23 protein-coding genes and 3 tRNA genes are annotated in these 21,168 nt (G+C 58.0%); 18 read left to right on the plus strand and 8 right to left on the minus strand.

The features are described from left to right. Window positions 1–91: 91 nt before the first annotated feature. The 4 genes from JT51_RS03920 to JT51_RS03935 all read left to right on the plus strand — a co-directional run bounded on the left by JT51_RS03920 (window position 92) and on the right by JT51_RS03935 (window position 7,101). Window positions 92–1,879: a diguanylate cyclase gene (locus JT51_RS03920; RefSeq protein ID WP_081894618.1), complete on the plus strand. Its 1,788-nt coding sequence runs from the start codon at window positions 92–94 to the stop codon at window positions 1,877–1,879. A gap of 39 nt (window positions 1,880–1,918) precedes the next feature. Next, window positions 1,919–3,055 (plus strand): alpha-hydroxy acid oxidase, encoded by a 1,137-nt coding sequence (locus JT51_RS03925; RefSeq protein WP_037308059.1) that lies wholly within the window; start codon window positions 1,919–1,921, stop codon window positions 3,053–3,055. A 146-nt stretch (window positions 3,056–3,201) separates the two neighbouring features. Continuing rightward, entirely contained in the window at window positions 3,202–6,639 is a 3,438-nt protein-coding gene (locus tag JT51_RS03930) for a pyruvate carboxylase (RefSeq protein ID WP_037308061.1), read from the plus strand. Between the two features lie 78 nt (window positions 6,640–6,717). Beyond that, the gene (locus tag JT51_RS03935) at window positions 6,718–7,101 is read left to right on the plus strand and encodes an MAPEG family protein (protein WP_081894591.1); all 384 of its coding nucleotides are present in this window, start codon (window positions 6,718–6,720) and stop codon (window positions 7,099–7,101) included. Between the two features lie 15 nt (window positions 7,102–7,116). Here JT51_RS03935 and JT51_RS21945 read toward each other — a convergent pair whose 3' ends face one another. Then, on the minus strand, window positions 7,117–7,269 hold the full coding sequence (locus JT51_RS21945) for a hypothetical protein (RefSeq protein ID WP_160175160.1): 153 nt from the start codon (window positions 7,267–7,269) through the stop codon (window positions 7,117–7,119). Between the two features lie 148 nt (window positions 7,270–7,417). On the opposite strand from JT51_RS21945, the gene JT51_RS03945 reads away from it, so the two are divergent. From JT51_RS03945 to JT51_RS03960, 4 genes are all read left to right on the plus strand, one after another. Then, a tRNA-Gly gene (locus tag JT51_RS03945) sits at window positions 7,418–7,492 on the plus strand. Window positions 7,493–7,525: 33 nt separating this feature from the next. After that, window positions 7,526–7,600: transfer RNA gene (locus JT51_RS03950), tRNA-Gly, on the plus strand. 82 nt (window positions 7,601–7,682) lie between these two features. Then, the gene (locus tag JT51_RS03955; protein WP_037308068.1) at window positions 7,683–8,549 is read left to right on the plus strand and encodes a GNAT family N-acetyltransferase; all 867 of its coding nucleotides are present in this window, start codon (window positions 7,683–7,685) and stop codon (window positions 8,547–8,549) included. A gap of 49 nt (window positions 8,550–8,598) precedes the next feature. Beyond that, window positions 8,599–9,198, plus strand: coding sequence for a hypothetical protein (locus JT51_RS03960; RefSeq protein WP_152563290.1), 600 nt, complete (start codon window positions 8,599–8,601; stop codon window positions 9,196–9,198). A gap of 7 nt (window positions 9,199–9,205) precedes the next feature. On the opposite strand, the gene JT51_RS03965 is transcribed toward JT51_RS03960, so the two are convergent. Next, window positions 9,206–9,445, minus strand: coding sequence for an Lrp/AsnC family transcriptional regulator (locus JT51_RS03965; RefSeq protein ID WP_037309458.1), 240 nt, complete (start codon window positions 9,443–9,445; stop codon window positions 9,206–9,208). 154 nt (window positions 9,446–9,599) lie between these two features. Between JT51_RS03965 and hisB the strand changes: the two genes are divergently transcribed. Together hisB and hisH are read left to right on the plus strand one after the other, a co-directional pair. After that, entirely contained in the window at window positions 9,600–10,187 is a 588-nt protein-coding gene (hisB, locus tag JT51_RS03970; RefSeq protein WP_037308073.1) for an imidazoleglycerol-phosphate dehydratase HisB, read from the plus strand. Window positions 10,188–10,245: 58 nt separating this feature from the next. After that, window positions 10,246–10,884 (plus strand): imidazole glycerol phosphate synthase subunit HisH, encoded by a 639-nt coding sequence (gene hisH, locus JT51_RS03975; protein ID WP_037308076.1) that lies wholly within the window; start codon window positions 10,246–10,248, stop codon window positions 10,882–10,884. Between the two features lie 3 nt (window positions 10,885–10,887). Here hisH and JT51_RS03980 read toward each other — a convergent pair whose 3' ends face one another. Further along, entirely contained in the window at window positions 10,888–11,289 is a 402-nt protein-coding gene (locus tag JT51_RS03980) for a DUF2147 domain-containing protein (protein ID WP_037308079.1), read from the minus strand. Window positions 11,290–11,423: 134 nt separating this feature from the next. Between JT51_RS03980 and hisA the strand changes: the two genes are divergently transcribed. Continuing rightward, window positions 11,424–12,155, plus strand: a complete 732-nt coding sequence (gene hisA / locus JT51_RS03985; RefSeq protein ID WP_037308082.1) for a 1-(5-phosphoribosyl)-5-[(5-phosphoribosylamino)methylideneamino]imidazole-4-carboxamide isomerase — start codon at window positions 11,424–11,426, stop codon at window positions 12,153–12,155. Between the two features lie 83 nt (window positions 12,156–12,238). Here hisA and JT51_RS03990 read toward each other — a convergent pair whose 3' ends face one another. Next, entirely contained in the window at window positions 12,239–12,685 is a 447-nt protein-coding gene (locus JT51_RS03990) for a DUF302 domain-containing protein (protein WP_037308085.1), read from the minus strand. 244 nt (window positions 12,686–12,929) lie between these two features. Here JT51_RS03990 and JT51_RS22175 point away from each other — a divergent pair, with 244 nt between their 5' ends. The 5 genes from JT51_RS22175 (at window position 12,930) to JT51_RS04010 (ending at window position 16,948) form a co-directional block, all read left to right on the plus strand. Then, on the plus strand, window positions 12,930–13,283 hold the full coding sequence (locus JT51_RS22175; protein ID WP_235216106.1) for a hypothetical protein: 354 nt from the start codon (window positions 12,930–12,932) through the stop codon (window positions 13,281–13,283). A gap of 150 nt (window positions 13,284–13,433) precedes the next feature. Then, window positions 13,434–15,143 carry a fused MFS/spermidine synthase gene (locus JT51_RS03995; protein WP_235216107.1) on the plus strand — a complete coding sequence of 570 codons (1,710 nt, stop codon included), beginning with the start codon at window positions 13,434–13,436 and terminating at the stop codon, window positions 15,141–15,143. A gap of 79 nt (window positions 15,144–15,222) precedes the next feature. Then, entirely contained in the window at window positions 15,223–15,984 is a 762-nt protein-coding gene (hisF, locus tag JT51_RS04000) for an imidazole glycerol phosphate synthase subunit HisF (protein WP_037308088.1), read from the plus strand. Next, a complete protein-coding gene (locus JT51_RS04005; protein ID WP_037308090.1) occupies window positions 15,981–16,298 on the plus strand; it encodes a phosphoribosyl-ATP diphosphatase in 318 nt (105 codons plus the stop codon). Before hisF ends, JT51_RS04005 begins: the two co-directional genes overlap by 4 nt. A gap of 74 nt (window positions 16,299–16,372) precedes the next feature. Next, on the plus strand, window positions 16,373–16,948 hold the full coding sequence (locus JT51_RS04010) for a hypothetical protein (protein WP_037308093.1): 576 nt from the start codon (window positions 16,373–16,375) through the stop codon (window positions 16,946–16,948). Between the two features lie 4 nt (window positions 16,949–16,952). Here the strand turns inward: JT51_RS04010 and JT51_RS04015 are convergent, their stop codons facing one another. From JT51_RS04015 to rlmB, 4 genes are all read right to left on the minus strand, one after another. After that, complete coding sequence (locus JT51_RS04015) at window positions 16,953–17,423, minus strand: CoA-binding protein (RefSeq protein ID WP_037308096.1); 471 nt, start codon at window positions 17,421–17,423, stop codon at window positions 16,953–16,955. A gap of 198 nt (window positions 17,424–17,621) precedes the next feature. Next, window positions 17,622–18,074, minus strand: a complete 453-nt coding sequence (locus tag JT51_RS04020; RefSeq protein ID WP_037308101.1) for a YHS domain-containing (seleno)protein — start codon at window positions 18,072–18,074, stop codon at window positions 17,622–17,624. 106 nt (window positions 18,075–18,180) lie between these two features. Beyond that, window positions 18,181–18,462 (minus strand): hypothetical protein, encoded by a 282-nt coding sequence (locus tag JT51_RS22410; RefSeq protein WP_081894592.1) that lies wholly within the window; start codon window positions 18,460–18,462, stop codon window positions 18,181–18,183. A 13-nt stretch (window positions 18,463–18,475) separates the two neighbouring features. Then, window positions 18,476–19,249: a 23S rRNA (guanosine(2251)-2'-O)-methyltransferase RlmB gene (gene rlmB / locus JT51_RS04025; RefSeq protein ID WP_037308104.1), complete on the minus strand. Its 774-nt coding sequence runs from the start codon at window positions 19,247–19,249 to the stop codon at window positions 18,476–18,478. A 116-nt stretch (window positions 19,250–19,365) separates the two neighbouring features. Between rlmB and JT51_RS21720 the strand changes: the two genes are divergently transcribed. Together JT51_RS21720 and JT51_RS22180 are read left to right on the plus strand one after the other, a co-directional pair. Next, window positions 19,366–19,449 (plus strand) — tRNA-Tyr (locus JT51_RS21720). Window positions 19,450–19,682: 233 nt separating this feature from the next. Beyond that, window positions 19,683–21,164: a hypothetical protein gene (locus JT51_RS22180; RefSeq protein ID WP_037308107.1), complete on the plus strand. Its 1,482-nt coding sequence runs from the start codon at window positions 19,683–19,685 to the stop codon at window positions 21,162–21,164. The last annotated feature ends 4 nt before the right edge of the window (window positions 21,165–21,168 follow it).

Raw genomic sequence — 21,168 nt, forward strand, 5'->3', positions numbered from 1 at the left:
AATTAACATTTCTTCGCGGCAAGAGGTAGAGTTAACCCTCTGTCAAACCTTGCTTCCGATGCTGAACGCAGGAAACCGGGAGCGCGGAAAAATGAGTAAGAACGGCAGATCGGGGCTGATGGCCCGGCTGAAACTGGCGGGAATCGCCACGACGCTGGGCGCTTTGACGGTGCTTGCGGGTTGGGGAATATACGCGATACCGGCCCCTGTGGTTGATCGGATGCTGGAATCCGATCTACGCAAGGAAGCGACGCAATTAAACCGGCAGGTTGTCTCGCACCTCGAAGACGTCGACGCCACTTTTCGCACTGGCATGCTGGATGAACACGATCAGGAGTTTCTTGAGCTTTTGCCGGCAACCTCGGACATTTACCGCTTCAAGTTATTCGACAAAGCGGGCCGGGTGTTCTGGTCAACGCGCAAATCCGATGTCGGGGGGCGGAATACGAAACCCTATTTTAACGCGATCATCGGCAACGGCAATATTTACTATAAACACGAAGAAAAACCCATTGCCGAGGTCGACAATTTCAAGGGTGAGCTGCTGGAGACTACAGGCCCGCAGACCCGCCACGTCGCCGAAATTTACACCCCGGTGATCCGCGAAGGGCAATTTCTGGGCGCGATCGAGTTTTATTCGGACATAACACAAACCCGTAACCTGTTCATAATGCGGGTCCGGTTTTCACTGGCAGTGCTCAGCAGCGTCGCCCTGCTGGCCCTGGCGATGGTGGTGTTGGTGATCTATCGCACCAACCGGGCACAGGTACGCAATCTGCACGGGCGGGCCGCAAAAGAGCGGGAGTTGATGGACGAACAACTGCGCCTTGCCCGCGAAGTACGCTTGCTGGGTGAGTTGAATGAATGGCTGCAATCCAGCCGCTCGCTGGACGAGTTGTTTGATATGGTGTCGCGCTTTATGACCCATATCCTGCCATGCGCCGAAGGCAGCGTGTATGTCTATTCCAACTCGCGCGATGTGCTGGACGGGTGCGCCAGCTGGAACGACGGCACGCATAAGGCGCATATTCACCCCGAAGGTTGCTGGGGCCTGCGCCGGGGTCGCACCTATGAATTCGGTGCGTCCGAGATTGATTTTATCTGCGAACATGCCGAACCACATGATGGGCGGCCTTACTTCTGTTTTCCCATTCTGGCCCATGGGGAAACGGTTGGGTTGCTGCATCTGCGCGCGCATGAAGGTCGCGACGAGGAGTTCCATGCCAGCAAGAAACTGGCGCAGCTATGTGCGGAACAGATCAGCATGGCCATCGCCAATGTACGGATGCGCGATCAGCTGCACGACCAATCCGTTCGCGACCCGCTAACCGGGCTGTTCAACCGTCGGCACATGACCGAAACGCTGCGCAAGTCGATCAGCCGCAGCCAGCAGACGGGCGCTCCGCTTAGTCTGGTTGCCGTGGATGTGGATCATTTCAAAAAGTTCAACGATACGCATGGTCATGATGCCGGCGACATGGTCTTGCGCGCTGTGGGGTCTGCCCTTGAGAACGCCTGTGACAGAGACGAGGTTGCCTGCCGCATTGGCGGGGAAGAGTTCATGCTGATCCTGCCGGATAACCCGCCCGACGACGCGATGACCCGCGCCGAACAGTTAAGGCAAGCGGTCGAGGCCGTCTCGGTCCGGTACGGAGAGAAATCCTTACCTCGCATCACGATATCGGTGGGGGTTGCCCATTACCCGGTCCATGGCACCATGCCACAGGACCTGATGCGCGCAGCGGATGACGCCCTGTACGCCGCCAAGGACAAAGGTCGAAATCAGGTGCAACTTGCCAACACCGCTACTGCGACGGGCGGGTCCAAGGCAATTTCGATGCGGGTCTCAGGGGCCTCATCCTCGGCACCAGCGGCTTGAAAACCTTGCAGAATCGCCTGGCAGGTCGGATCAATCGTTATGGACCTGCACAGCATATTTCCCGGCATGGCCGACCTGAAACACCGCGCCCGTCGTCGTGTACCGCACTTCGTCTGGGAATATCTGGACAGCGGCACCGGCACCGAAGCCACTCGACAGCGCAATCGGGAGGCGCTGGATCGCGTTGGGTTTCTGCCTTCGATTCTGCATGGGTCAATCGAGTGCGATACGGGCGTCCGCATTCTGGATCAGGAGTACCCCCTGCCTTTGGGCATTGCACCGATTGGAATGTCGGGTCTTGTCTGGCCGGATGCGGAAAGGCTATTGGCGCGCGCCGCTGCCGAGGCGGGCCTGCCTTATGTCCTTTCGACTGTCGCCAGCCAAAGCCCGGAAACTCTGGCACCACACATTGGGCAGAACGCGTGGTTTCAACTGTACCCACCCAAAGACCCGGGCATCCGCCAAGACATGCTGAATCGGGTGAAAACGGCGGGGTTCTCGACGCTTGTTCTGACGGTTGATGTCCCGGTGGCATCCCGTCGCGAACGCCAGACGCGATCCGGGTTGACCAACCCTCCGAAATTGACGCCGCGTTTGATGATGCAGATTGCCCAGCGCCCCGCATGGGCTTTGGGCATGGCGCAAAGCGGGATGCCAAGAATGCGGACGCTGGACAAATACATTGACGGTGACAGCGCCCTGCCCCCAACGGCCCATGTCGGGTATTTGCTGCGCGCCTCACCGGATATGGAGTATGTTAAATGGTTGCGGGACGCGTGGACGGGGCCGCTGATCATCAAAGGCGTGATGCGGGCCGAGGATGCAGAAAAGTTGCAGCAGGTCGGTATTGACGCGGTTTGGGTTTCAAATCACGGGGGGCGGCAGTTTGATGGCGCACCGGCCAGCATCGATGTCTTGCCTGCAGTGCGCGCGGCAACAAGCCTGCCGTTGATTTTTGACAGCGGCATCGAAGGCGGCCTGGATATCTTGCGCGCCGTGGCGCTGGGCGCGGATTTCACAATGTTGGGACGCGGGTTTCTGTATGGTCTGGCCGCATTGGGTGCGCAGGGCCCGGCACATGTTATCGACATTCTGCGACAGGATTTAGCCGCAAATATGGGACAACTTGGGGCTGAAACGCTGGGCCAGTTGCCGGCTGCAAAGAATATTCATTGATGCCGCAGCGCAGCACATTTAACAAAATAGCGCCATAAGACGGCGTTTGCGAGCGTTAACATGCCGGTTCTACCCAGAACGACTGATATACGTGCGCGTATTGTCCGCCTATCAACACGGCCAAACAAATAGGACCGGGACCTGACATGACCGACTTCAACAAGATCCTGATCGCCAACCGCGGCGAGATTGCCATTCGCGTGATGCGCGCCGCCAACGAGATGGGAAAACGCACCGTTGCCGTCTTTGCCGAAGAGGATAAGCTGGGCCTGCATCGCTTCAAGGCGGATGAGGCGTATCGCATCGGCGAAGGGATGGGACCGGTCGCCGCTTATCTGAGCATTGACGAGATCATTCGCGTGGCCAAGGACTGCGGCGCGGATGCGATCCATCCCGGTTATGGCCTGCTGTCAGAAAACCCCGATTTCGTGGACGCCTGCGTACAGAACGGCATCACCTTTATCGGCCCCAAGGCGGAAACCATGCGCGCCCTTGGCGACAAGGCCAGCGCCCGCCGTGTTGCTATCAAGGCCGGAGTTCCGGTGATCCCCGCGACCGAAGTGCTGGGCGATGACATGGACGCGATCCGGGCCGAGGCCAAGAAAGTCGGTTATCCCCTGATGCTGAAAGCCAGCTGGGGTGGCGGCGGTCGCGGTATGCGCCCGATCGAGTCTGAGGATGAGCTGGAAGAAAAGGTTCTGGAAGGCCGCCGCGAGGCCGAGGCAGCGTTCGGCAATGGCGAGGGTTATCTGGAAAAGATGATCATCCGCGCCCGCCATGTCGAGGTTCAGATTCTGGGCGACAAGCATGGTGAGATTTATCACCTGTACGAACGGGATTGCTCGGTCCAGCGCCGGAACCAGAAGGTCGTTGAACGCGCCCCTGCCCCCTATCTGTCCGAAGAACAGCGCGCCGAGATTTGTGAACTGGGCCGTAAGATCTGCGCACACGTGAACTATGAATGCGCGGGCACGGTCGAGTTTCTGATGGATATGGAAACCGGCAAATTCTATTTTATCGAAGTAAACCCCCGCGTTCAGGTGGAACATACCGTCACCGAAGAAGTCACCGGCATCGACATCGTGCAGGCGCAGATACTGATCGCCGAAGGCAAAACTCTGGCCGAGGCCACCGGCGCCGCCAGCCAATCGGATGTGCATCTGACCGGCCACGCGCTGCAAACCCGGATCACCACCGAGGACCCGCAGAACAACTTTATCCCCGATTATGGCCGCATCACCGCCTATCGTTCGGCCACTGGTATGGGCATTCGTCTGGACGGCGGCACCGCTTATGCAGGCGGGGTGATCACGCGGTACTATGACTCTCTGCTGACCAAAGTAACGGCCAAGGCGCCGACCCCTCAGGCTGCGATTGCCCGGATGGACCGGGCCCTGCGGGAATTCCGTATCCGCGGCGTCAGCACCAATATCGACTTTGTCATCAACCTGCTGAAACACCCGACCTTCCTGTCGAATGAATACACCACCAAGTTCATCGACACGACGCCGGACCTGTTTACCTTCAAGCGTCGCCGTGACCGGGGCACCAAGGTTCTGACTTATATCGCGGACATCACCGTCAACGGGCACCCCGAAACCAAGGACCGCCCCGAGCCGCGCGCCGACCTGAAAGAGGCCAAGCCCCCCGCGCTGAAGGGTGAGCCGCAGATGGGCACCCGCAACCTGCTGGAACAGAAAGGCCCGCAGGCCGTGGCCGACTGGATGAAGGCGCAGCGACAGTTGCTGATCACCGACACCACCATGCGCGACGGACATCAGTCCCTGCTGGCGACGCGGATGCGGTCGATTGACATGATCAAGGTAGCACCGACCTATGCCGCCAACCTGCCGCAACTGTTCAGCGTCGAATGCTGGGGCGGCGCGACCTTTGACGTGGCCTATCGTTTCTTGCAGGAATGCCCGTGGCAGCGCCTGCGCGACCTGCGTGAGGCGATGCCGAACCTGATGACCCAGATGCTGCTGCGCGGGGCCAACGGGGTCGGCTACACCAACTATCCCGACAACGTTGTGCAGGAATTTGTCCGTCAGGCCGCGACCGGCATTGACGTGTTCCGCGTTTTCGACTCGTTGAACTGGGTTGAAAACATGCGCGTCGCCATGGATGCGGTGATCGAGAACAACAAGATCTGTGAAGGCACCGTTTGCTATACCGGCGATATTTTGGACCCGGATCGCGCCAAGTATGACCTGAAATACTATGTCGGCATGGCCAAAGAACTGCGCGATGCAGGTGCGCATGTGCTGGGCCTCAAGGATATGGCAGGCCTGTTGAAACCGGCCTCAGCCCGTATCCTGATCCGGGCGCTGAAGGAGGAGGTCGGGCTGCCGATCCACTTCCACACGCACGACACCGCCGGTATCGCCAGCGCCACTATTCTGGCCGCTTCCGAGGCCGGCGTGGACGCGGTGGATTGCGCGATGGACAGCTTCAGCGGCAACACCAGTCAGGCAACGCTGGGCACCGTGGTCGAAGCGCTGCGCCATACCGAACGTGAAACCGGGCTGGACGTGCACGCCATCCGCGAGATCAGTGATTACTTCGAAGCGGTGCGCGGCCAATACGCGGCGTTCGAATCCAGCCTTCAGGCCCCCGCATCCGAAGTGTATCTGCACGAGATGCCCGGCGGCCAGTTCACCAACCTAAAGGCGCAGGCGCGTTCACTGGGGCTGGAGGAACGCTGGCACGAGGTGGCACAGATGTATGCCGACGTAAACCGCATGTTCGGTGACATCGTAAAGGTGACACCGTCGTCGAAGGTTGTTGGCGACATGGCGCTGATGATGGTCAGTCAGAACCTGACCCGCGAAGATGTCGAAGACCCGGGCACGGATGTGGCCTTTCCCGACTCGGTCGTGGACATGATGCGCGGCAATCTGGGGCAGCCTCCGGGCGGGTTCCCGGACACGATCATCAAGAAGGTGCTCAAAGATGAGGCCCCGAACACCGATCGCCCCGGCAAAGGTGTCGATGCGGTCGATCTGGAAGCCACCCGCGCCGAGTTGTCTCAGCAGTTGGAAGGCAAAGAGGTCGATGATGAGGATTTGAACGGCTATCTGATGTATCCCAAGGTGTTTCTGGATTACATGGGCCGCCACCGGGTCTATGGCCCGGTTCGCACCCTGCCCACACGCACCTTCTTTTACGGCATGGAACCCGGTGAGGAGATCACCGCCGAGATCGACCCGGGCAAGACGCTGGAAATCCGTTGTCAGGCCATTGGTGAGACCGATGAAAAGGGCGAGGTCAAAGTGTTCTTTGAACTCAACGGTCAGCCGCGCGTGATCCGGGTGCCAAACCGCATGGTGACATCGACCACGCAGGCACGGCCCAAGGCCGAGGTCGGCAATGCCAATCATGTGGGCGCCCCGATGCCGGGCGTGGTGGCCACCGTTGCGGTAACCGCAGGGCAAGAGATCAAGGAAGGCGACATGCTGCTGACCATCGAAGCGATGAAGATGGAAACCGGCATTCATGCCGAGCGGGATGCGACGGTTAAAGCCGTGCATGTACAGCCCGGCGGTCAGATTGACGCAAAGGACCTGTTGGTCGAACTGGAATAACCGGTTTAGCCTTCTAATGTACCAAGGGCCGTTCGGGGAACCGGGCGGCCTTTTTTCCAACAACAAGGATTTAGGCCCATGCTGTCCGTCACACCCGTCTATGCCGCATTGCTGGCGATTTTATATGTCGCGCTAAGCGCCAAGGTGATCAGCCAACGCCGTAATGACAAGATTTCATATGGTGATGGCGGCAATCAGGGCATGCTCAAGGTTATCCGGACGCATTCGAACTTTGTCGAATACACCCCTTTTGCCTTGTTGCTGATCGCGATGGTCGAGTTGCAGGGCGCGGGCGGGCTGTTGCTAAACCTGCTGGGCATGGCTTTACTGGCCGGGCGGGTGCTGCATGCCTATGGATTCGGCCGCAGCCCTCAGGTCGTGATTCTGCGCCAGATCGGGATGCTGCTGACTTTTGCGGCCATTCTGGTGGCGGCCATCGCAAACCTGGTACTGGCGCTTTGACCTGGCTGGCGGGGTTCATCCCGCCAATCGCTGCGTCTCAATCAAGGGGGCATTCCTGAGGACCGGATCGACCTGCGCCAGCTTGTCCTCATCCCGGGTACAGACCACAGATGTCAGCACGATCAGCGCCGCCAGCAGCGCCATCTTCATGTCGGCAATATGTGTCATTTCCTTTTCACGAACCCCCTTGTTTATTGAACTTATAAGGATTGAACGCAGGGCACCCGGAATTCCGTCGAAAGATTTTTCCGCCATTTTGTGTTTTTCCGCTTGCAGCCCCGCGTGGGAATTTATACATCCCTCCTCACTCAACGGCGCGGGCGTAGCTCAGGGGTAGAGCATAACCTTGCCAAGGTTAGGGTCGGGCGTTCGAATCGCCTCGCCCGCTCCATTGAGAGGTCTTCGGACCACATAAGTATCTGATGCGGGCGTAGCTCAGGGGTAGAGCATAACCTTGCCAAGGTTAGGGTCGGGCGTTCGAATCGCCTCGCCCGCTCCAGATACCAAACTTGCCGAACATACTGGTTCTTTTGCGAACTTTGGGCCATTCTGGCCCTGTCGCAGCTTGTAGGACCACGCTCATGTCGGATTATTCCATTCGCCCGCTGACCGCAGCCGAACTGCAGCACGCCGTGGATTGGGCGGGTCGAGAGGGATGGAACCCCGGCCTGCATGATGCCGATTGTTTCCGCACGACCGATCCCGATGGCTATCTGGGCGGTTTTTTGAATGGCGAGATGATCGCGTCAGTATCCGCCGTAAACTATAATGATGCGTATTCCTTTCTGGGCTTTTACATCGTCCGCCCCGAATTCCGCGGATCGGGCCACGGATGGGAGATCGCGAAACAGGCCTTTGCCCATTGTGAGGGGCGCAATATGGGTCTGGATGGCGTGGTTGAACAGCAGGACAACTACCGCAAATCGGGGTTTACCTTCGCCTATAACAACTATCGCTTTGGCGCGACGGTTCAGGACATTTTACCAAAGCTTGGTCAGGTGCTGGGCAACGGCGTGACCGCATTGACCGATGTCACCGATGCGCTCAGGCGGTATGACCGCAGGCTGTTCCCGGCCCCGCGTGATGCCTTTCTGCACGGTTGGTTCAGCGCGCCCAGCCATATTTCACGGGTGTATACCGAGGATGGGCAGATCAAGGGCTACGCCACGCTGCGCCCCTGTCAGGCCGGATACAAGGTTGGCCCACTGTTTGCCGATGATGCAAAGATTGCTCAGGCGCTGCTGGCCAGTTTGCTGGCCGCCGTCCCTGCGGAACATGCTGGGCAAGAGGTCTTCATCGACATGCCACAACCCAACAAGGCAGCGTTTACGCTGGCGGCGCAGCTTGGACTGGAAAAAGTGTTCGAAACCGCTCGCATGTATTCCGACCACGAACCCGATATTGATCTGAACCGCATCTACGGCGTCACAACGTTTGAACTGGGGTAACCCGCCCGCGCCGAAGGTGAAGAACCGTACCCTACAGGACAACACACCCATGTTAAGCGATCAGCAAAAGCAATTTCTGACCGGTTTTTTCGAAAACCTACCGGGGTTGAGTTATCTGGTCCTGTATCGCGTAAGCCACGATCTGCGGTTGGCCGGATGGATCGGCACCGCCCTGGCCGCAATGGTTTGTATCGCCTATGTCAAACGGCTTTTGCGTCCACATCCCGTCTTGCTGGGAATCAACGTATTCATGGTCGCGATCACGCCACTGATCGAGCTTTTGCACCTGTCCGGCAACGCATCGGTGGCAAAGCTGATGCTGGGCAATCTGGACACTTTGATCCTTGGCAGTGTCTTTGCAACGGGGTTGATTTTGACGGTGTTCACGTCAGAGGGTTTTCTGGCGCATCGCGCTGAAAGCTTGAAGAAAATGCGCATTCAATCGGGGTATTTATTGAGTGCTTGCGCGGCCGGGATCACCTGGTCGCTGGCCGTAGGGGACAATCACCTTGTGTCGCTGGCACTGCCCCTGTCGCTGATCTTTGGGTTACGTCAATTTCTGATCGCTGGTGCGACAGACCGGCAGTCCCGCCACGATGCGTTGCTGGTTGCACCAGCAATTGCTCCGCCCACCGATCAATCCATCTGACGGCGTTTCAGAACGCCTTGAACGTCATCGTTGTCAGGGACCGTTCGATGTTCGGGATCACCAGCAGGTTTTCGTTGATGAAATGGCCTACATCGTCGGTTTCGGGGATATAGAGTTTTAGCAGCAGGTCGAATTCACCGCTGGTCGAATACAGCTCGGAGTGGATTTCGCGCAGGGCGATTTCCTCGGCCACTTTATAGGTGGTGCCGGGTTTGCAGCGGATCTGGATGAAAACGCAGGTGGACATGGGCCGGGCCTTGTTGGTTGAGTTGCCCGCAGGCTGGCACGGCGCGCGCGTGCGTGCAATCCCCTGCAACAGTTTGCGGCGAATGCCACGCTTGGTCTGGATAAGGCAGGCCATCCCCGTCTATAAGCGCGCCTGTAGCAAAAGGAATTCGCCCATGCGCAGCGCAACGATCAGCCGTCAAACCGCCGAGACCGAAATCTCGGTCGAGGTCAATCTGGACGGCACCGGCACCTATGACAACCAGACCGGCGTCGGGTTCTTCGATCACATGCTGGACCAGCTTGCGCGCCATTCGCTGATCGACATGACGATCCGCGCCAAGGGCGATTACCACATCGACGATCACCACACGGTCGAGGATACCGGCATCGCGCTGGGTCAGGCGCTGACGCAGGCGTTGGGCGACAAGAAAGGCATCCGTCGCTATGGCGAATGCCACCTGCCCATGGATGACGCGCAGGTGCGCTGTGCGCTGGATCTGTCGGCGCGCCCCTTTCTGATCTGGAACGTGGATCTCCCGACCCCCAAGATCGGCACATTCGACACCGAGTTGGTGCGCGAGTTCTTTCAGGCGCTCAGCACCCATGGCGGCATCACCCTGCACATCGACCAGTTGCACGGGTTCAACAGCCACCATATTGCCGAGGCCGCGTTCAAGGCCGTCGCGCGCGCCCTGCGTCTGGCGGTTGAGACCGATCCGCGAAAGGCCGATGCGATTCCGTCGACCAAGGGCGCACTTTAAGCGCAACCCGAAATGTGGGCACCGGTTCTCGGACACGTTGCGCGTAGAAAGGACTCAAATGCTGACGGCGATTATTGACTACGAAAGCGGCAATCTGCACTCGGCTGAAAAGGCGTTTCAGCGCATGGCGCGCGAGATGAACGCGGGTGAGGTCATCGTCACCTCGGACGCGGATGTTGTCGCGCGTGCGGACCGACTGGTTCTGCCCGGTGATGGTGCCTTTCCGGCCTGTGCGGCCGAGTTGCGCGGGCACAAGGGCATCTACGACGCAATGGTCGAGGCGGTCGAACAGAAAGGCCGCCCGTTTCTGGGCATTTGCGTGGGGATGCAGTTGATGGCCTCGACGGGCCACGAATACAGGGAAACCGACGGGCTGGGCTGGATTGCGGGTGATGTTGTCCGGATCAAGCCATCCGATCAGGCGCTGAAGGTCCCGCATATGGGATGGAACGATCTGGTTCTGGAAAGCGAGCACCCGGTTTTCGCAGGTGTCAAATCAGGCGATCACGCCTATTTCGTGCATTCCTACCATTTTCGGGTCACTGATCCGGCGCAACGGCTGGCTTTTGTGGAATACGGGCAAGAGGTCACGGCCGTCATCGGCCGCGACACGATGGTCGGGATGCAGTTCCACCCGGAAAAAAGTCAGGATGTGGGCTTGCGCATGATCGGAAATTTCCTGACCTGGGCTCCTTAGGCGTTACTGAACCCGTGTCCAGGTCTGTCCCCGGCAGACAAGCCCACCAACTGCACAGCCTTTGACCGTCAACTTGTTCTGCCCGTCCAGCGACATTTTCGAGCCATAGGTCTTGTCGCGATCCGGGGCCCAGATTTTGCCGTTGTCATAGGCACCGTCGCCCTCGGGCACCATGTCCCAGATGATCTGTTTACCCAGGTTTTCATAGCTCAGCAGCTCATTGCCTTCGGCATCAAAAGCGGTGTCGATGGTGCCGCAAATGGCGCTGCCGCATTCGGCAATGGTTACGTGCAGATATCCGCCGGTATCACCCGGCTGGGTTTTCCACAGCCCATCTACCGGATCTTCCGCCAGTGCGCCTGTGGCTAAGGTGGCAAAGACGGCTGCAAGTGCAAATTTCTTCATTATTCCCTCCCTGAATTGTGTTCAGTCTGACCCGGCACGTTACGTCGGGCAAGATTGACTTTGCGTCGCGTTGCATCCCCTGCCCTGCCTGTGCGATATCCGGCGCGAACATTCTTGATATAGGGCCGCCCGACATGATCCTCTACCCCGCCATCGACCTTAAAGACGGGCAGGCCGTGCGCCTGCTGCGCGGTGAAATGGACAAGGCCACCGTGTTCAACGAAGACCCCGCAGCGCAGGCACGTGCCTTTGTCGAGGCCGGGTGCGAGTGGTTGCATCTGGTGGACTTGAACGGCGCTTTTGCCGGTGAGCCGGTCAATGCCGCACCGGTCGAGGCGATTTTGAAGGCCTGCGATGTACCTGCCCAGTTGGGCGGCGGCATCCGCGATATGGCCACGATCGAGACATGGATCGGCAAGGGGCTGGCCCGCGTGATCCTTGGCACGGTGGCGGTGGAAAACCCTGATCTAGTGCGTGAAGCCGCGCGTGAATTCCCCGGCAAGGTCGCCGTGGGCATCGACGCGCGCAACGGCATGGTCGCCACCAAAGGCTGGGCTGAAGAAACTGACGTTCAGGTCACCGATCTGGCCCGCAGCTTCGAGGACGCCGGCGTCGCTGCCATCATTTACACCGACATCAACCGTGACGGCGCAATGCAAGGTCCGAATATAGACGCCACCGCGGCACTGGCCCGCGCCGTGTCGATTCCGGTGATTGCCTCGGGTGGTGTCAGTTCGTTGGACGACCTGATCGCCTTGCGTGACTGCGGCGTGGACCTGAACGGCGCAATCTCTGGGCGCGCGCTATATGACGGTGCAATTGATCTGGCCGAGGCGCTGGCGGTTCTGGGCGCACACGACGGCTGATGTAAGCTGAGCCACAGCCTGGCAAGCGAAATTCGCTAGGCAGGATGCGCCGACCGGCCAACCGGAAGGCGCATCCTGAAATTCTATTGCGCCGCGACCGACGTCAGTTTGGCCAGCGCGCCGCGCATTTTTTCGATGACAGGTGATTTCTCGACCTCATCCAGTTCGTCCATCGTCTCTTTCGGGTCTTCATACGCCAGCCAGACTTGCCCGTTGGCATCCTCGTAGGCCTGCACTTTCAGCGGCAGGAACAAACCCGCGCGCGGGTCTATCTGCATCGCGGGCGTGCCCAGCGCAGGGTTTCCGAAAATCAGCACCTGATTGGCCGGGATGGTCAGCCCGACCTTTTCCGCCCCGGCGGCGTGATCCACGCGGGCAAATACGGTCGCACCAGCGTTCCCCACGGCCGCCTCAAGCGCGTCCAGCGCCTCGGTCACGGATTTGTCAGTTTGTACTTTGATGATGTCATCAGCCATGGCGGACAGAGTCCCTCCGAAAGTCAGAATAGTTGCCAGTATCAGATTGCGCATATCGGAATTCCTTTCGTGAATTTCACCCCAGTTTTCACGGCTTTGCGTGTTTGAGCAATCACAAGTCTGGCATCGGCGGGGCTTTGCCGTTTGAAAGGAAACTTAAGGTCGAGCTGCTAAGCGCACCGTGCAGAAATCAGGAACAATAGTGCGATCTGACTGACATTTTGCGCATACCAGCCCCAACCTGGCCTTAATTCGCGATTAACGTCACGACAACAAACACGAGCAGGGAATATTAGTCATGAGCGTTACGAGCACGGAGATTTCCAGAAACTCCTGGTTCAGGATTGCGATAGTTGTCAGTTTTTGCACAACTATTTTCGTCAGCGCCAGCCTGTTGTTCTTTGTGCAACCTTTGTTTGCCAAACTGGTTTTGCCACATATCGGCGGTGCTCCGGCAGTGTGGACAACGGCGATGCTGTTTTTTCAGGTGGTCCTGATCGTCGGCTACATTTACGCCCATTTTCTGACAAAATTACTGCCGTTGCGGTGGCAACTCATCACACATTTCGCGTTTTGGCTGGCTGCTTTGTCGTTCCTTCCCTTATCCATCAGTGAGGGTTGGAATTACGACGCCTCCGGCTCGACCGTGTAGCAGACCCTCGAATTGTTTGCTTTGGGCGTGGGCCTTCCGTTTGCGGCCCTATCTGCGAATGCCCCACTTCTGCAAGCTTGGTATGCTCGTTCGGGCGGGCCTTCTGCGGATGATCCCTATTTTCTCTATAGCGCCAGTAATGTCGGCTCGTTGCTTGCCCTTTTGGCCTTTCCGTTGGTGGCCGATCCGCTTTTGGGTGCCACTGAAACCAGCAACCTGTGGTTCATGGGGTTTGTCGTATTTGGTGGCCTGCTTGTCACCAGCGGATTAATCGCACTGCGCGGTGCACACGGTGTCGCCACACCGGTCACGACTGAATTCACGTCTGACAGCCCAAGGCTGAAACAGATCGCGATCTGGGTGGCAATTGCCTTTGTCCCGTCATCCTCGATGCTGTCATTCACGACCAAGGTCAGCACGGATCTTGGTTCAATTCCGCTCATATGGGTTGTGCCACTGGCGACCTATATCCTGTCGTTTGTTTTCGCCTTTGCGAAATGGAAAAATCTGAGTGCAAAGGGCCTGCGCATCCCATTTCTGCTGGCATTGGCGGCTGGTGTGGTGCTGCTGTCCAATATTATTCATCAGCACACGGCCCCTATCATCATCCTGATCTACGTTCCCGTGCTGTTCGTGATTGCCCTGTATGCCCACAGGCTGCTGTACGAAATGCGCCCGCCAGCAGGGCAACTGACCGTCTTCTACATCGCCCTGTCGGTGGGGGGCGCTTTGGGCGGGTTGTTCAATTCAATCGTGGCCCCGGTCGCATTCTCTCACGAAATCGAAGCGCAGCTGACCCTAATTCTTGCCGGCGGGCTGCTATTGCTGGGTAAATCTTCGATCACGCCGCGGAACATAGCGATCGGCCTAGTGACAAGTTTCCCGTTGCTCCTAGTTTTTGGCATGATCGGGAGCATCAACCCACTTGGAACCGGAGCCTTGCGTGCTAGCGTCGCTATCGCAATGCTGGTCAGCGTCCTGATCCTGTTTCGGCATAATCCGGTGCGCGTCGCCATTCTTATACTGGTGCTAATGCTGCCTGCACTTGCCCCGAAAAAGAATGCGATTTTCCAAGATCGCAGCTTTTTTGGAAACCACTCTGTTTATTCGACCGCTGGTTTCCGCATCTATCAAAACGGCACAACGTTGCACGGTTGGCAGCGCGAAGAGGACTTTGGCAAGCGGCCAACGCCGCTGTCCTATTATCACCCCAACGGCCCGATGGCGCAGGTCATTACGTCCGACTTCGGGCGTCAGTCCGAAAGTATCGGCATCGTTGGTTTGGGGACCGGAGCGCTGTCTTGCTATAAACTTCCTTTTCAGGAATGGGCCTTTTTTGAAATCGACGCCATGGTCGATCGGGTGGCGCGCGATCCTTCGAAATTCACCTACATTTCTGAATGCGCACCAGAGTCCAAAACGTACCTTGGTGACGCGCGCATCGTTTTGGCCCAGAACACCTTTGAATTCGATATTTTGGTGTTGGATGCCTACAGTTCAGACGCAATCCCGCAGCACCTTATCACAACTGAGGCCGTCCGGATGTACACAGAGCGTCTGGCACCTGACGGGGTCCTGGTTTTTCACATCAGCAATCGGTACTATGATCTGATCGGACCGCTTGCGCGGATCGCAGATGAGCTTGGCCTACATGCTGCCAGTCAGAATGACAAATTGGACGCGAACATCTTCAAAACCGGTGCCTCGTCTTCGATAGTTGCGATTATCAGCCCAGAGAGGGCCCGGATCGACAGTTTTGTTCAAAATGGGAAATGGCAGGCCGTGGTTTCTGATGGGGCCGAGCCATGGACCGATGACAAGGCCAATCTTCTTTCAGCGCTCAAATGGTTGCAGGATTGATCCGGCAGGGTGCGGGTTGCCAACACGTCTGGAAAGACTGAGGCTTTGACGGTAGAGGTGCATCAACAAAGGATGTCCCATGCTGAAAACCCGCATCATACCCTGTCTTGATGTTGCCGATGGCCGCGTGGTCAAAGGTGTCAATTTCGTTGGCCTGCGCGATGCGGGCGATCCGGTTGAATCGGCCAAGGCCTATGATGCCGCCGGCGCGGATGAAATCTGTTTTCTGGACATCCACGCCACCCATGAAAACCGTGGCACCATGTTCGATGTGGTGCAGCGCACGGCCGAGCAGTGCTTTGTGCCCCTGACCGTGGGCGGGGGTGTGCGCACCAAGGATGATGTGCGTGCACTGCTGCTGGCGGGTGCGGATAAGGTCAGCTTCAACTCGGCCGCTGTGGCTAACCCTGATGTTATCGCAGAATCGGCGGATCAATTCGGCAGCCAGTGCATCGTCTGCGCCATCGACGCTAAAACCGTCAGCCCCGGTAAGTGGGAGATTTTTACCCATGGCGGTCGTAAGTCCACCGGCATCGACGCGGTGGAATTCGCCAAAATCGTCGTCGCCAAGGGTGCGGGGGAAATTCTGCTGACCTCGATGGATCGCGACGGCACCAAGGCAGGGTTCAACCTGCCCCTGACGCGCGCGATCTCGGACGCGGTGGATGTGCCGGTGATCGCCTCGGGTGGTGTCGGCAATCTGGATCACCTGGTCGAAGGCGTAACCGAAGGCGGGGCCAGCGCCGTTCTGGCGGCCTCGATCTTTCATTTCGGCGAATACACCATCCGCGAGGCCAAGGAACACATGGCCGCCGCAGGTATCCCCATGAGGCTGACATGAGCATTCTACACGATCTGGCCGCAACGATCGAAGCCCGCAAAGGCACCGACCCGGAATCCAGCTGGACCGCCAAGCTACTGGCCAAAGGCCCCGAAAAATGCGCCGAGAAGTTCGGCGAAGAGGCCATCGAAGCCATTATCGAAGCGGCCAAGGGCGACCGGGAAAAACTGACCTCTGAGGCGGCGGATGTGCTGTATCATCTGCTGGTCATGCTGGCTGCGCGAGACGTGGCGCTGGATGACGTGCTTGCCGAATTGGCGCGCCGTCAGGGCATCAGCGGGATCGTCGAGAAAGCCGCGCGCCCCAACGGGTAAGCAGGCGGGTTTCACCCGATCCCCCGGCCCTGTATAGTTCGGGGTCGAAGTGGCGCAGATCAAGGAAAGCGTAAATGACCAGAGCTTTGGCCTTTGTGCTGGCATTGCTGACGATTGTGACGCTTGGGGCCTGTTCGACACCGCCGCCGCCGACCGGGGATGAGGTTCAACGCTTGGTGGCAGAAATCCGCAACCTCGGCCCCGATGTCGATCCCGAAGAGGCAGATCGCGCCGCCCGCATCGCCTATTCCTATACCGCGCAGCTGGCGCAGGACTATCAGATCACCGACCCGCCACTGATCCATAACGCCAAGGTCAACAAGGGCCTGCGGCCCCGTGGCCTGTGCTGGCATTGGGCCGAGGATATCGAACGCCGCTTGAAACAGGAAAAGTTCCAGACGTTGGACATGCATCGCGCGATTGCCAATGCGGATAACCCGTTTCGAATTGACCACAGCACAGCCATCATCAGCCGCAAAGGCGAGACGATGTATGACGGCGTGGTGCTGGACCCATGGCGCTATGGCGGTGTGCTGTATTGGTCACCACTGCCCGATGACACACGGTACGAGTGGGTTCCGCGCGAAACGGTTCTGGAAAAACGCCGACGAGAGCAAGCCGCCCGGCTAACGCCCCTGCCCGGCACCTGAGCTGTCAAAGCTTGGACGAGATCACTCCGGTAGCAAATCCACCCATGCGAAGTTCGCCAAACAGCCGCTGATATTCGATCTTGGGGCAGCGGTTCATCACCACGTCGACACCCCGTGCCTGCGCCTTGGCGGCTGCCTCGACATGCTCGACGCCAATCTGCATCCAGATCGTACGCAGGTTTGGAAAAGCGGCCAAAGCTTCGTCAACGATTGGCGGCACGGCTTCAGACCGGCGGAAGATATCTACCATCTCAACAGGTTCAGAAATATCGGACAGCGATGCGCGCACGGTCTGACCAAACAGCTTGGCCCCTGCATGGCCCGGATTGACTGGAATGACCGAATACCCCTTTAGCGACAGGTAGCGCGCCACATAATAACTGGGTCGCACCGGGTTCATTGAAACACCGACCACGGCCACAACCTTGGTGCGTTGCAGTATCTGTTTCAGGAATGCGTCCGAGTAATCTGTCATACAGGCACCCTAGGCGGTGGGCACAAAAGAAAAAAGCGCCCAGGTCGAACCTGAGCGCCAGTTGTTGGAACGAGGGACAGTGAAATGACCCGCGGCAGTTCCGTTCCGCGGTCATTGTGACATTTAAGCATGGGTTTCGGAAAAAAAAGAGGTGGCGCGCATTTTTGTGATGACAGATCACAAAAGGCGGAAAATCGCCTATTGTTCGTACAGGATACCCGGCCAATGGGCCTCGGCCATACGGATGTATTCGGCGGTATCGCTGCGCCACATCTGCTCAATCGCCGGTGAGTGCGTCAGGTAAAGACGCCCGTTAACCACCTGCCAGGCCGTGGGGTCCGTGCTGATCAACTGCCCCTGAGCCATGGCATAGGCGCAATATCCACCGAACTGGGGCGCAAAGGCGCGCGGATCACGTTCAAACGCGTCGCGGTTTTCGGCTGACACGAAATACCATTCCGCGCCTTTCCAGACGACCCTGTATTCCGGGTGCCCCCGCAACGGCACGCCGTCATCGAAATAGGACACAGCATCATACCCCGCCATTGCGGCACCGTCGGTCGCAAAATACACGGGCATTTCCTGCGCTTTCGCAGCAGGGATAAACAGGGTGGCGGCCATCGCGCCACAAAGGAAACGTCGGGTCAGCATAATCAAGCCAAGGTAAAAATGATCAGGGTATCAAGATGCAACTTTTCCCACCAAGTGAAACCCCAATTAACGCGGTTGTGATCGCACGTGTCGCCGGGGCATCGCATCAATCAAAGACGTCTTCGATCACATCCCATGCTTCATCCAGAACCCGCGCAAAAATGCCCTTTTTCTTCTTTTGCTTCTTTTTCTTATACTGCCCCGCTCCGTTTGAGGTGCTTCGTTTCGACTTTCCCTCAGTCAGTTTCCGTTTGGGAACCATCTTGAGGTCGTGCAACGGCGCACCGCAGCTGGAACAACTCAGCTCATGGCGTTGCTGCCCCTTCAGAACCAGCGCCGCGCGGGTTCCACAATAACAGCAGGTGGCGATTTTGGACGGGCTGGAAATGGGTCTCTCCTATCTATCTGTGCCTGGATGCATATAGGGCAATTGCGGCAGCATTTGAGACGTTCAACGATCCAAACCCACCGGATGCGTCGATTTTCACCAATTGATCAACGGTTTCCTTGGTCTTTTGCCGCAGTCCAGGTCCCTCGGCCCCCAGTACCAGAGCCACCGGATGGTCCAGCTTTCCGGCCAACGCGGTTTCGATGGTGTCTTCTGCCTCACCGTCCAGCCCCAGAACCAGAAAGCCCATGTTCTGCAACTCGACAATCGCATCCGCCAAGTTGCGCATCCGCAGATAAGGCTGACGTTCCAGCGCGCCGCTGGCGGTTTTGGCCAGCGCCCCGGTTTCCGGCGCGGAATGGTGGCGCGTGCCGATCACGGCACTGGCCCCCAAAACCTCGGCCGAACGTAGAATCGCGCCAACATTATGCGGGTCGGTCACCCGGTCCAGCAGAATCACACGCGGATGTTCGCGCCCGATACAGTTCTCGGCCAGCCCACCCCAATCCAGCGGCTTGACCTCAAGCGCGGCGCCCTGATGGACGGAACCCGGATCAATCGGCGCAGTAAATTTGCGCGGATCGACCATTTCGGTCTCGATCCCTGCAAATTCAATGGCTTCTGCAAGCTTATCCTGCGCATTTCGCGTCACGATCAGGTGCAATTTCTGTCGTTTCGGGTTCATCAGGGCATCGCGCACGGCGTGCAGACCGAACAACCAAACGGTTTCTGCAGCCGCCGCCTTGCGCGCCTGTTCCTTTTCAACAACCCACTTGGGTTTCTTCATTTCCTGGACCTCCGGGTCGGGAATTCGGTTTCCTGCGCCAAAGCGAAATTTTCCTGTTGACGCTCCTTTAAGGCGCTAGTAATCACGCCTCCACGTCAGGTGCAACGCCTGACAGTGGGCGACAGGCCGCAAGGTGTGGCAGGGGACTGTAACTCCCTCGCGGAGACGCACGCCTGGTTCGATTCCAGGGTCGCCCACCATTTTTCTCAGATAGATGACCGATCAAACCGCTGCTTGCCCGTCCCTTGGCCAGGTGCGTTTTGGCGACGACGTGTTACAGTTGGCGAGCAAAATCCTCGCATGAATTACCGGTGCCACGGTCTTCCCTCTAGAACTGGAAACACGTGCCTGCTAACTTGCTTGCAACCTCGGAAGTGTCAGGCGCTTTTTAACAATTTCAACGTATTGCTCAGCAAAAAACCTCGGAGAGCAGATGTTACAAGCGGTACAAGAAGCGCAAAATCTGGGCCTGCCCTTTGACGAAGTTTTCCCGCATCAATATGCCGCCCGAATGGACAACGCACCCACGCCTGAAGGTTGGGAATGCAAGAATTTTGCTCCGTTCAAGGTGCATCACAGCCCTCGGCTGAATGTGGCGCATCCCGAATGCACTGATGACGCGCTAGAATTGTTGATACTGGGGATCGCTGTAGACAACGGAACCGTCGTTACAAACGACACGCAGATCGACTTTGGTGCTACTGGGACTTGGCGCGATCTGGAAGACTGGCTTGAAAATCTGGCCGGGCGCTTTGTTATTTTCAGCAGGCTCGGGCACGAGCAAAGGCTGTATTTCGATCCGACACTAGAGTTGCCGTGTTTCTATGACCCCAAGACGGGGCATATCGGTTCATCTCCATATATGGTGCTGGACCGACCCATCGCCCCGGGCCGATACATTCGGACCGAAGACGTCCTGTCTGGGACAACCAATTTCACGCTGGGCTTCACTGCTGATCGCGACATCCGGCTGGCCCGCCCCAATCATTCGCTGAATCTTGACCGGTATCAGCAATACCGTCATTGGCCTCGGTCAGAGGCCCCGTTTGCTGAAGATGCAGACATTGATGCTGTCGCCTCGGATATCGTGACACGCCTGGGGGCAACCGTTGGCGCACTTGCTCGGTCCTTCCGGTCCGTCATTCCGGTAACGGGTGGGTATGACAGCAGGGCGCTGCTCGCCTCCGCCAAGGATCACCTTGGGCATGTCAGCGCGTTTTATACACATCGTACAAACTATATGTCCTCGCTAGACTGCATGTTAGCAGCGCAGATTGGAGAAAGGCTCGGCTTCACACCAAAGCTCATCGATGGGGTTACGCTGGCCGAGTCTCCGGATTCTGCGCCCGAGATTTCCCGTAAAGAAAACCTGTTTTCGCTGCGCACCGGCCACCACTCACCGATCATGGGTCATCGTGAGTTGATTGCGGAAGATTTCCTGCCGGATGGCCAGATCTCAATGCGTGGTAACGTCATGGACATCAACCGAGCGTTTCAATGGAAGGGTCAGAACGCGTTTCGGTTCGCTCATTTGGTTCGTCGGCTGCGGTTACGGGCACCAGAGGGAATTCAACCCGCCGTTTTCTGGGAAAGAGAGATCATGACCTGGATGGACACGCTGCCCGACGGCACACGCCCCGTCGCATTTGATCTTTCGTGGTTCGAGAATATCCTGCCCAACTCGATGGGCATAATGTTCAATGGAATGCCTAGATATTTCACCCTCAGCCCATTCAATGATCGCTACCTGACGTCGCGCAGCATGCGCATCTCACCCGCCTTGCGCCGCGACGGAGACCTGAACGCAGCGATCCTGCTTCAGTCGGTGCCCGAACTGGCCGAGCTACCCTATAATCAAGAGATCAAGCGCGACCCAGAGGCGCGCCGCTCCGCCGAAGCACTATTTGCGGGATAGACGA

The sequence above is a fragment of the Ruegeria halocynthiae genome (assembly GCF_000743705.1).
GTDB classification, from domain to species: Bacteria; Pseudomonadota; Alphaproteobacteria; order Rhodobacterales; family Rhodobacteraceae; genus Ruegeria; species Ruegeria halocynthiae_B.

Excerpts from the sequence above, each read along its gene's own strand:
- JT51_RS03965 (WP_037309458.1), bottom strand. The coding sequence starts at position 9,445 with ATGTCCACCTGCGTTTTCATCCAGATCCGCTGCAAACCCGGCACCACC.
- JT51_RS22180 (WP_037308107.1), top strand. The coding sequence starts at position 19,683 with ATGTTACAAGCGGTACAAGAAGCGCAAAATCTGGGCCTGCCCTTTGAC.
- JT51_RS03925 (WP_037308059.1), top strand. The coding sequence starts at position 1,919 with ATGGACCTGCACAGCATATTTCCCGGCATGGCCGACCTGAAACACCGC.
- JT51_RS04015 (WP_037308096.1), bottom strand. The coding sequence starts at position 17,423 with ATGACAGATTACTCGGACGCATTCCTGAAACAGATACTGCAACGCACC.
- hisF (WP_037308088.1), top strand. The coding sequence starts at position 15,223 with ATGCTGAAAACCCGCATCATACCCTGTCTTGATGTTGCCGATGGCCGC.
- JT51_RS22175 (WP_235216106.1), top strand. The coding sequence starts at position 12,930 with ATGAGCGTTACGAGCACGGAGATTTCCAGAAACTCCTGGTTCAGGATT.
- hisB (WP_037308073.1), top strand. The coding sequence starts at position 9,600 with ATGCGCAGCGCAACGATCAGCCGTCAAACCGCCGAGACCGAAATCTCG.
- hisH (WP_037308076.1), top strand. The coding sequence starts at position 10,246 with ATGCTGACGGCGATTATTGACTACGAAAGCGGCAATCTGCACTCGGCT.
- JT51_RS03920 (WP_081894618.1), top strand. The coding sequence starts at position 92 with ATGAGTAAGAACGGCAGATCGGGGCTGATGGCCCGGCTGAAACTGGCG.
- JT51_RS04020 (WP_037308101.1), bottom strand. The coding sequence starts at position 18,074 with ATGCTGACCCGACGTTTCCTTTGTGGCGCGATGGCCGCCACCCTGTTT.
- JT51_RS03935 (WP_081894591.1), top strand. The coding sequence starts at position 6,718 with ATGCTGTCCGTCACACCCGTCTATGCCGCATTGCTGGCGATTTTATAT.
- JT51_RS03980 (WP_037308079.1), bottom strand. The coding sequence starts at position 11,289 with ATGAAGAAATTTGCACTTGCAGCCGTCTTTGCCACCTTAGCCACAGGC.
- rlmB (WP_037308104.1), bottom strand. The coding sequence starts at position 19,249 with ATGAAGAAACCCAAGTGGGTTGTTGAAAAGGAACAGGCGCGCAAGGCG.
- JT51_RS03930 (WP_037308061.1), top strand. The coding sequence starts at position 3,202 with ATGACCGACTTCAACAAGATCCTGATCGCCAACCGCGGCGAGATTGCC.
- hisA (WP_037308082.1), top strand. The coding sequence starts at position 11,424 with ATGATCCTCTACCCCGCCATCGACCTTAAAGACGGGCAGGCCGTGCGC.
- JT51_RS03955 (WP_037308068.1), top strand. The coding sequence starts at position 7,683 with ATGTCGGATTATTCCATTCGCCCGCTGACCGCAGCCGAACTGCAGCAC.
- JT51_RS04005 (WP_037308090.1), top strand. The coding sequence starts at position 15,981 with ATGAGCATTCTACACGATCTGGCCGCAACGATCGAAGCCCGCAAAGGC.
- JT51_RS03990 (WP_037308085.1), bottom strand. The coding sequence starts at position 12,685 with ATGCGCAATCTGATACTGGCAACTATTCTGACTTTCGGAGGGACTCTG.
- JT51_RS03960 (WP_152563290.1), top strand. The coding sequence starts at position 8,599 with ATGTTAAGCGATCAGCAAAAGCAATTTCTGACCGGTTTTTTCGAAAAC.
- JT51_RS04010 (WP_037308093.1), top strand. The coding sequence starts at position 16,373 with ATGACCAGAGCTTTGGCCTTTGTGCTGGCATTGCTGACGATTGTGACG.
- JT51_RS21945 (WP_160175160.1), bottom strand. The coding sequence starts at position 7,269 with ATGACACATATTGCCGACATGAAGATGGCGCTGCTGGCGGCGCTGATC.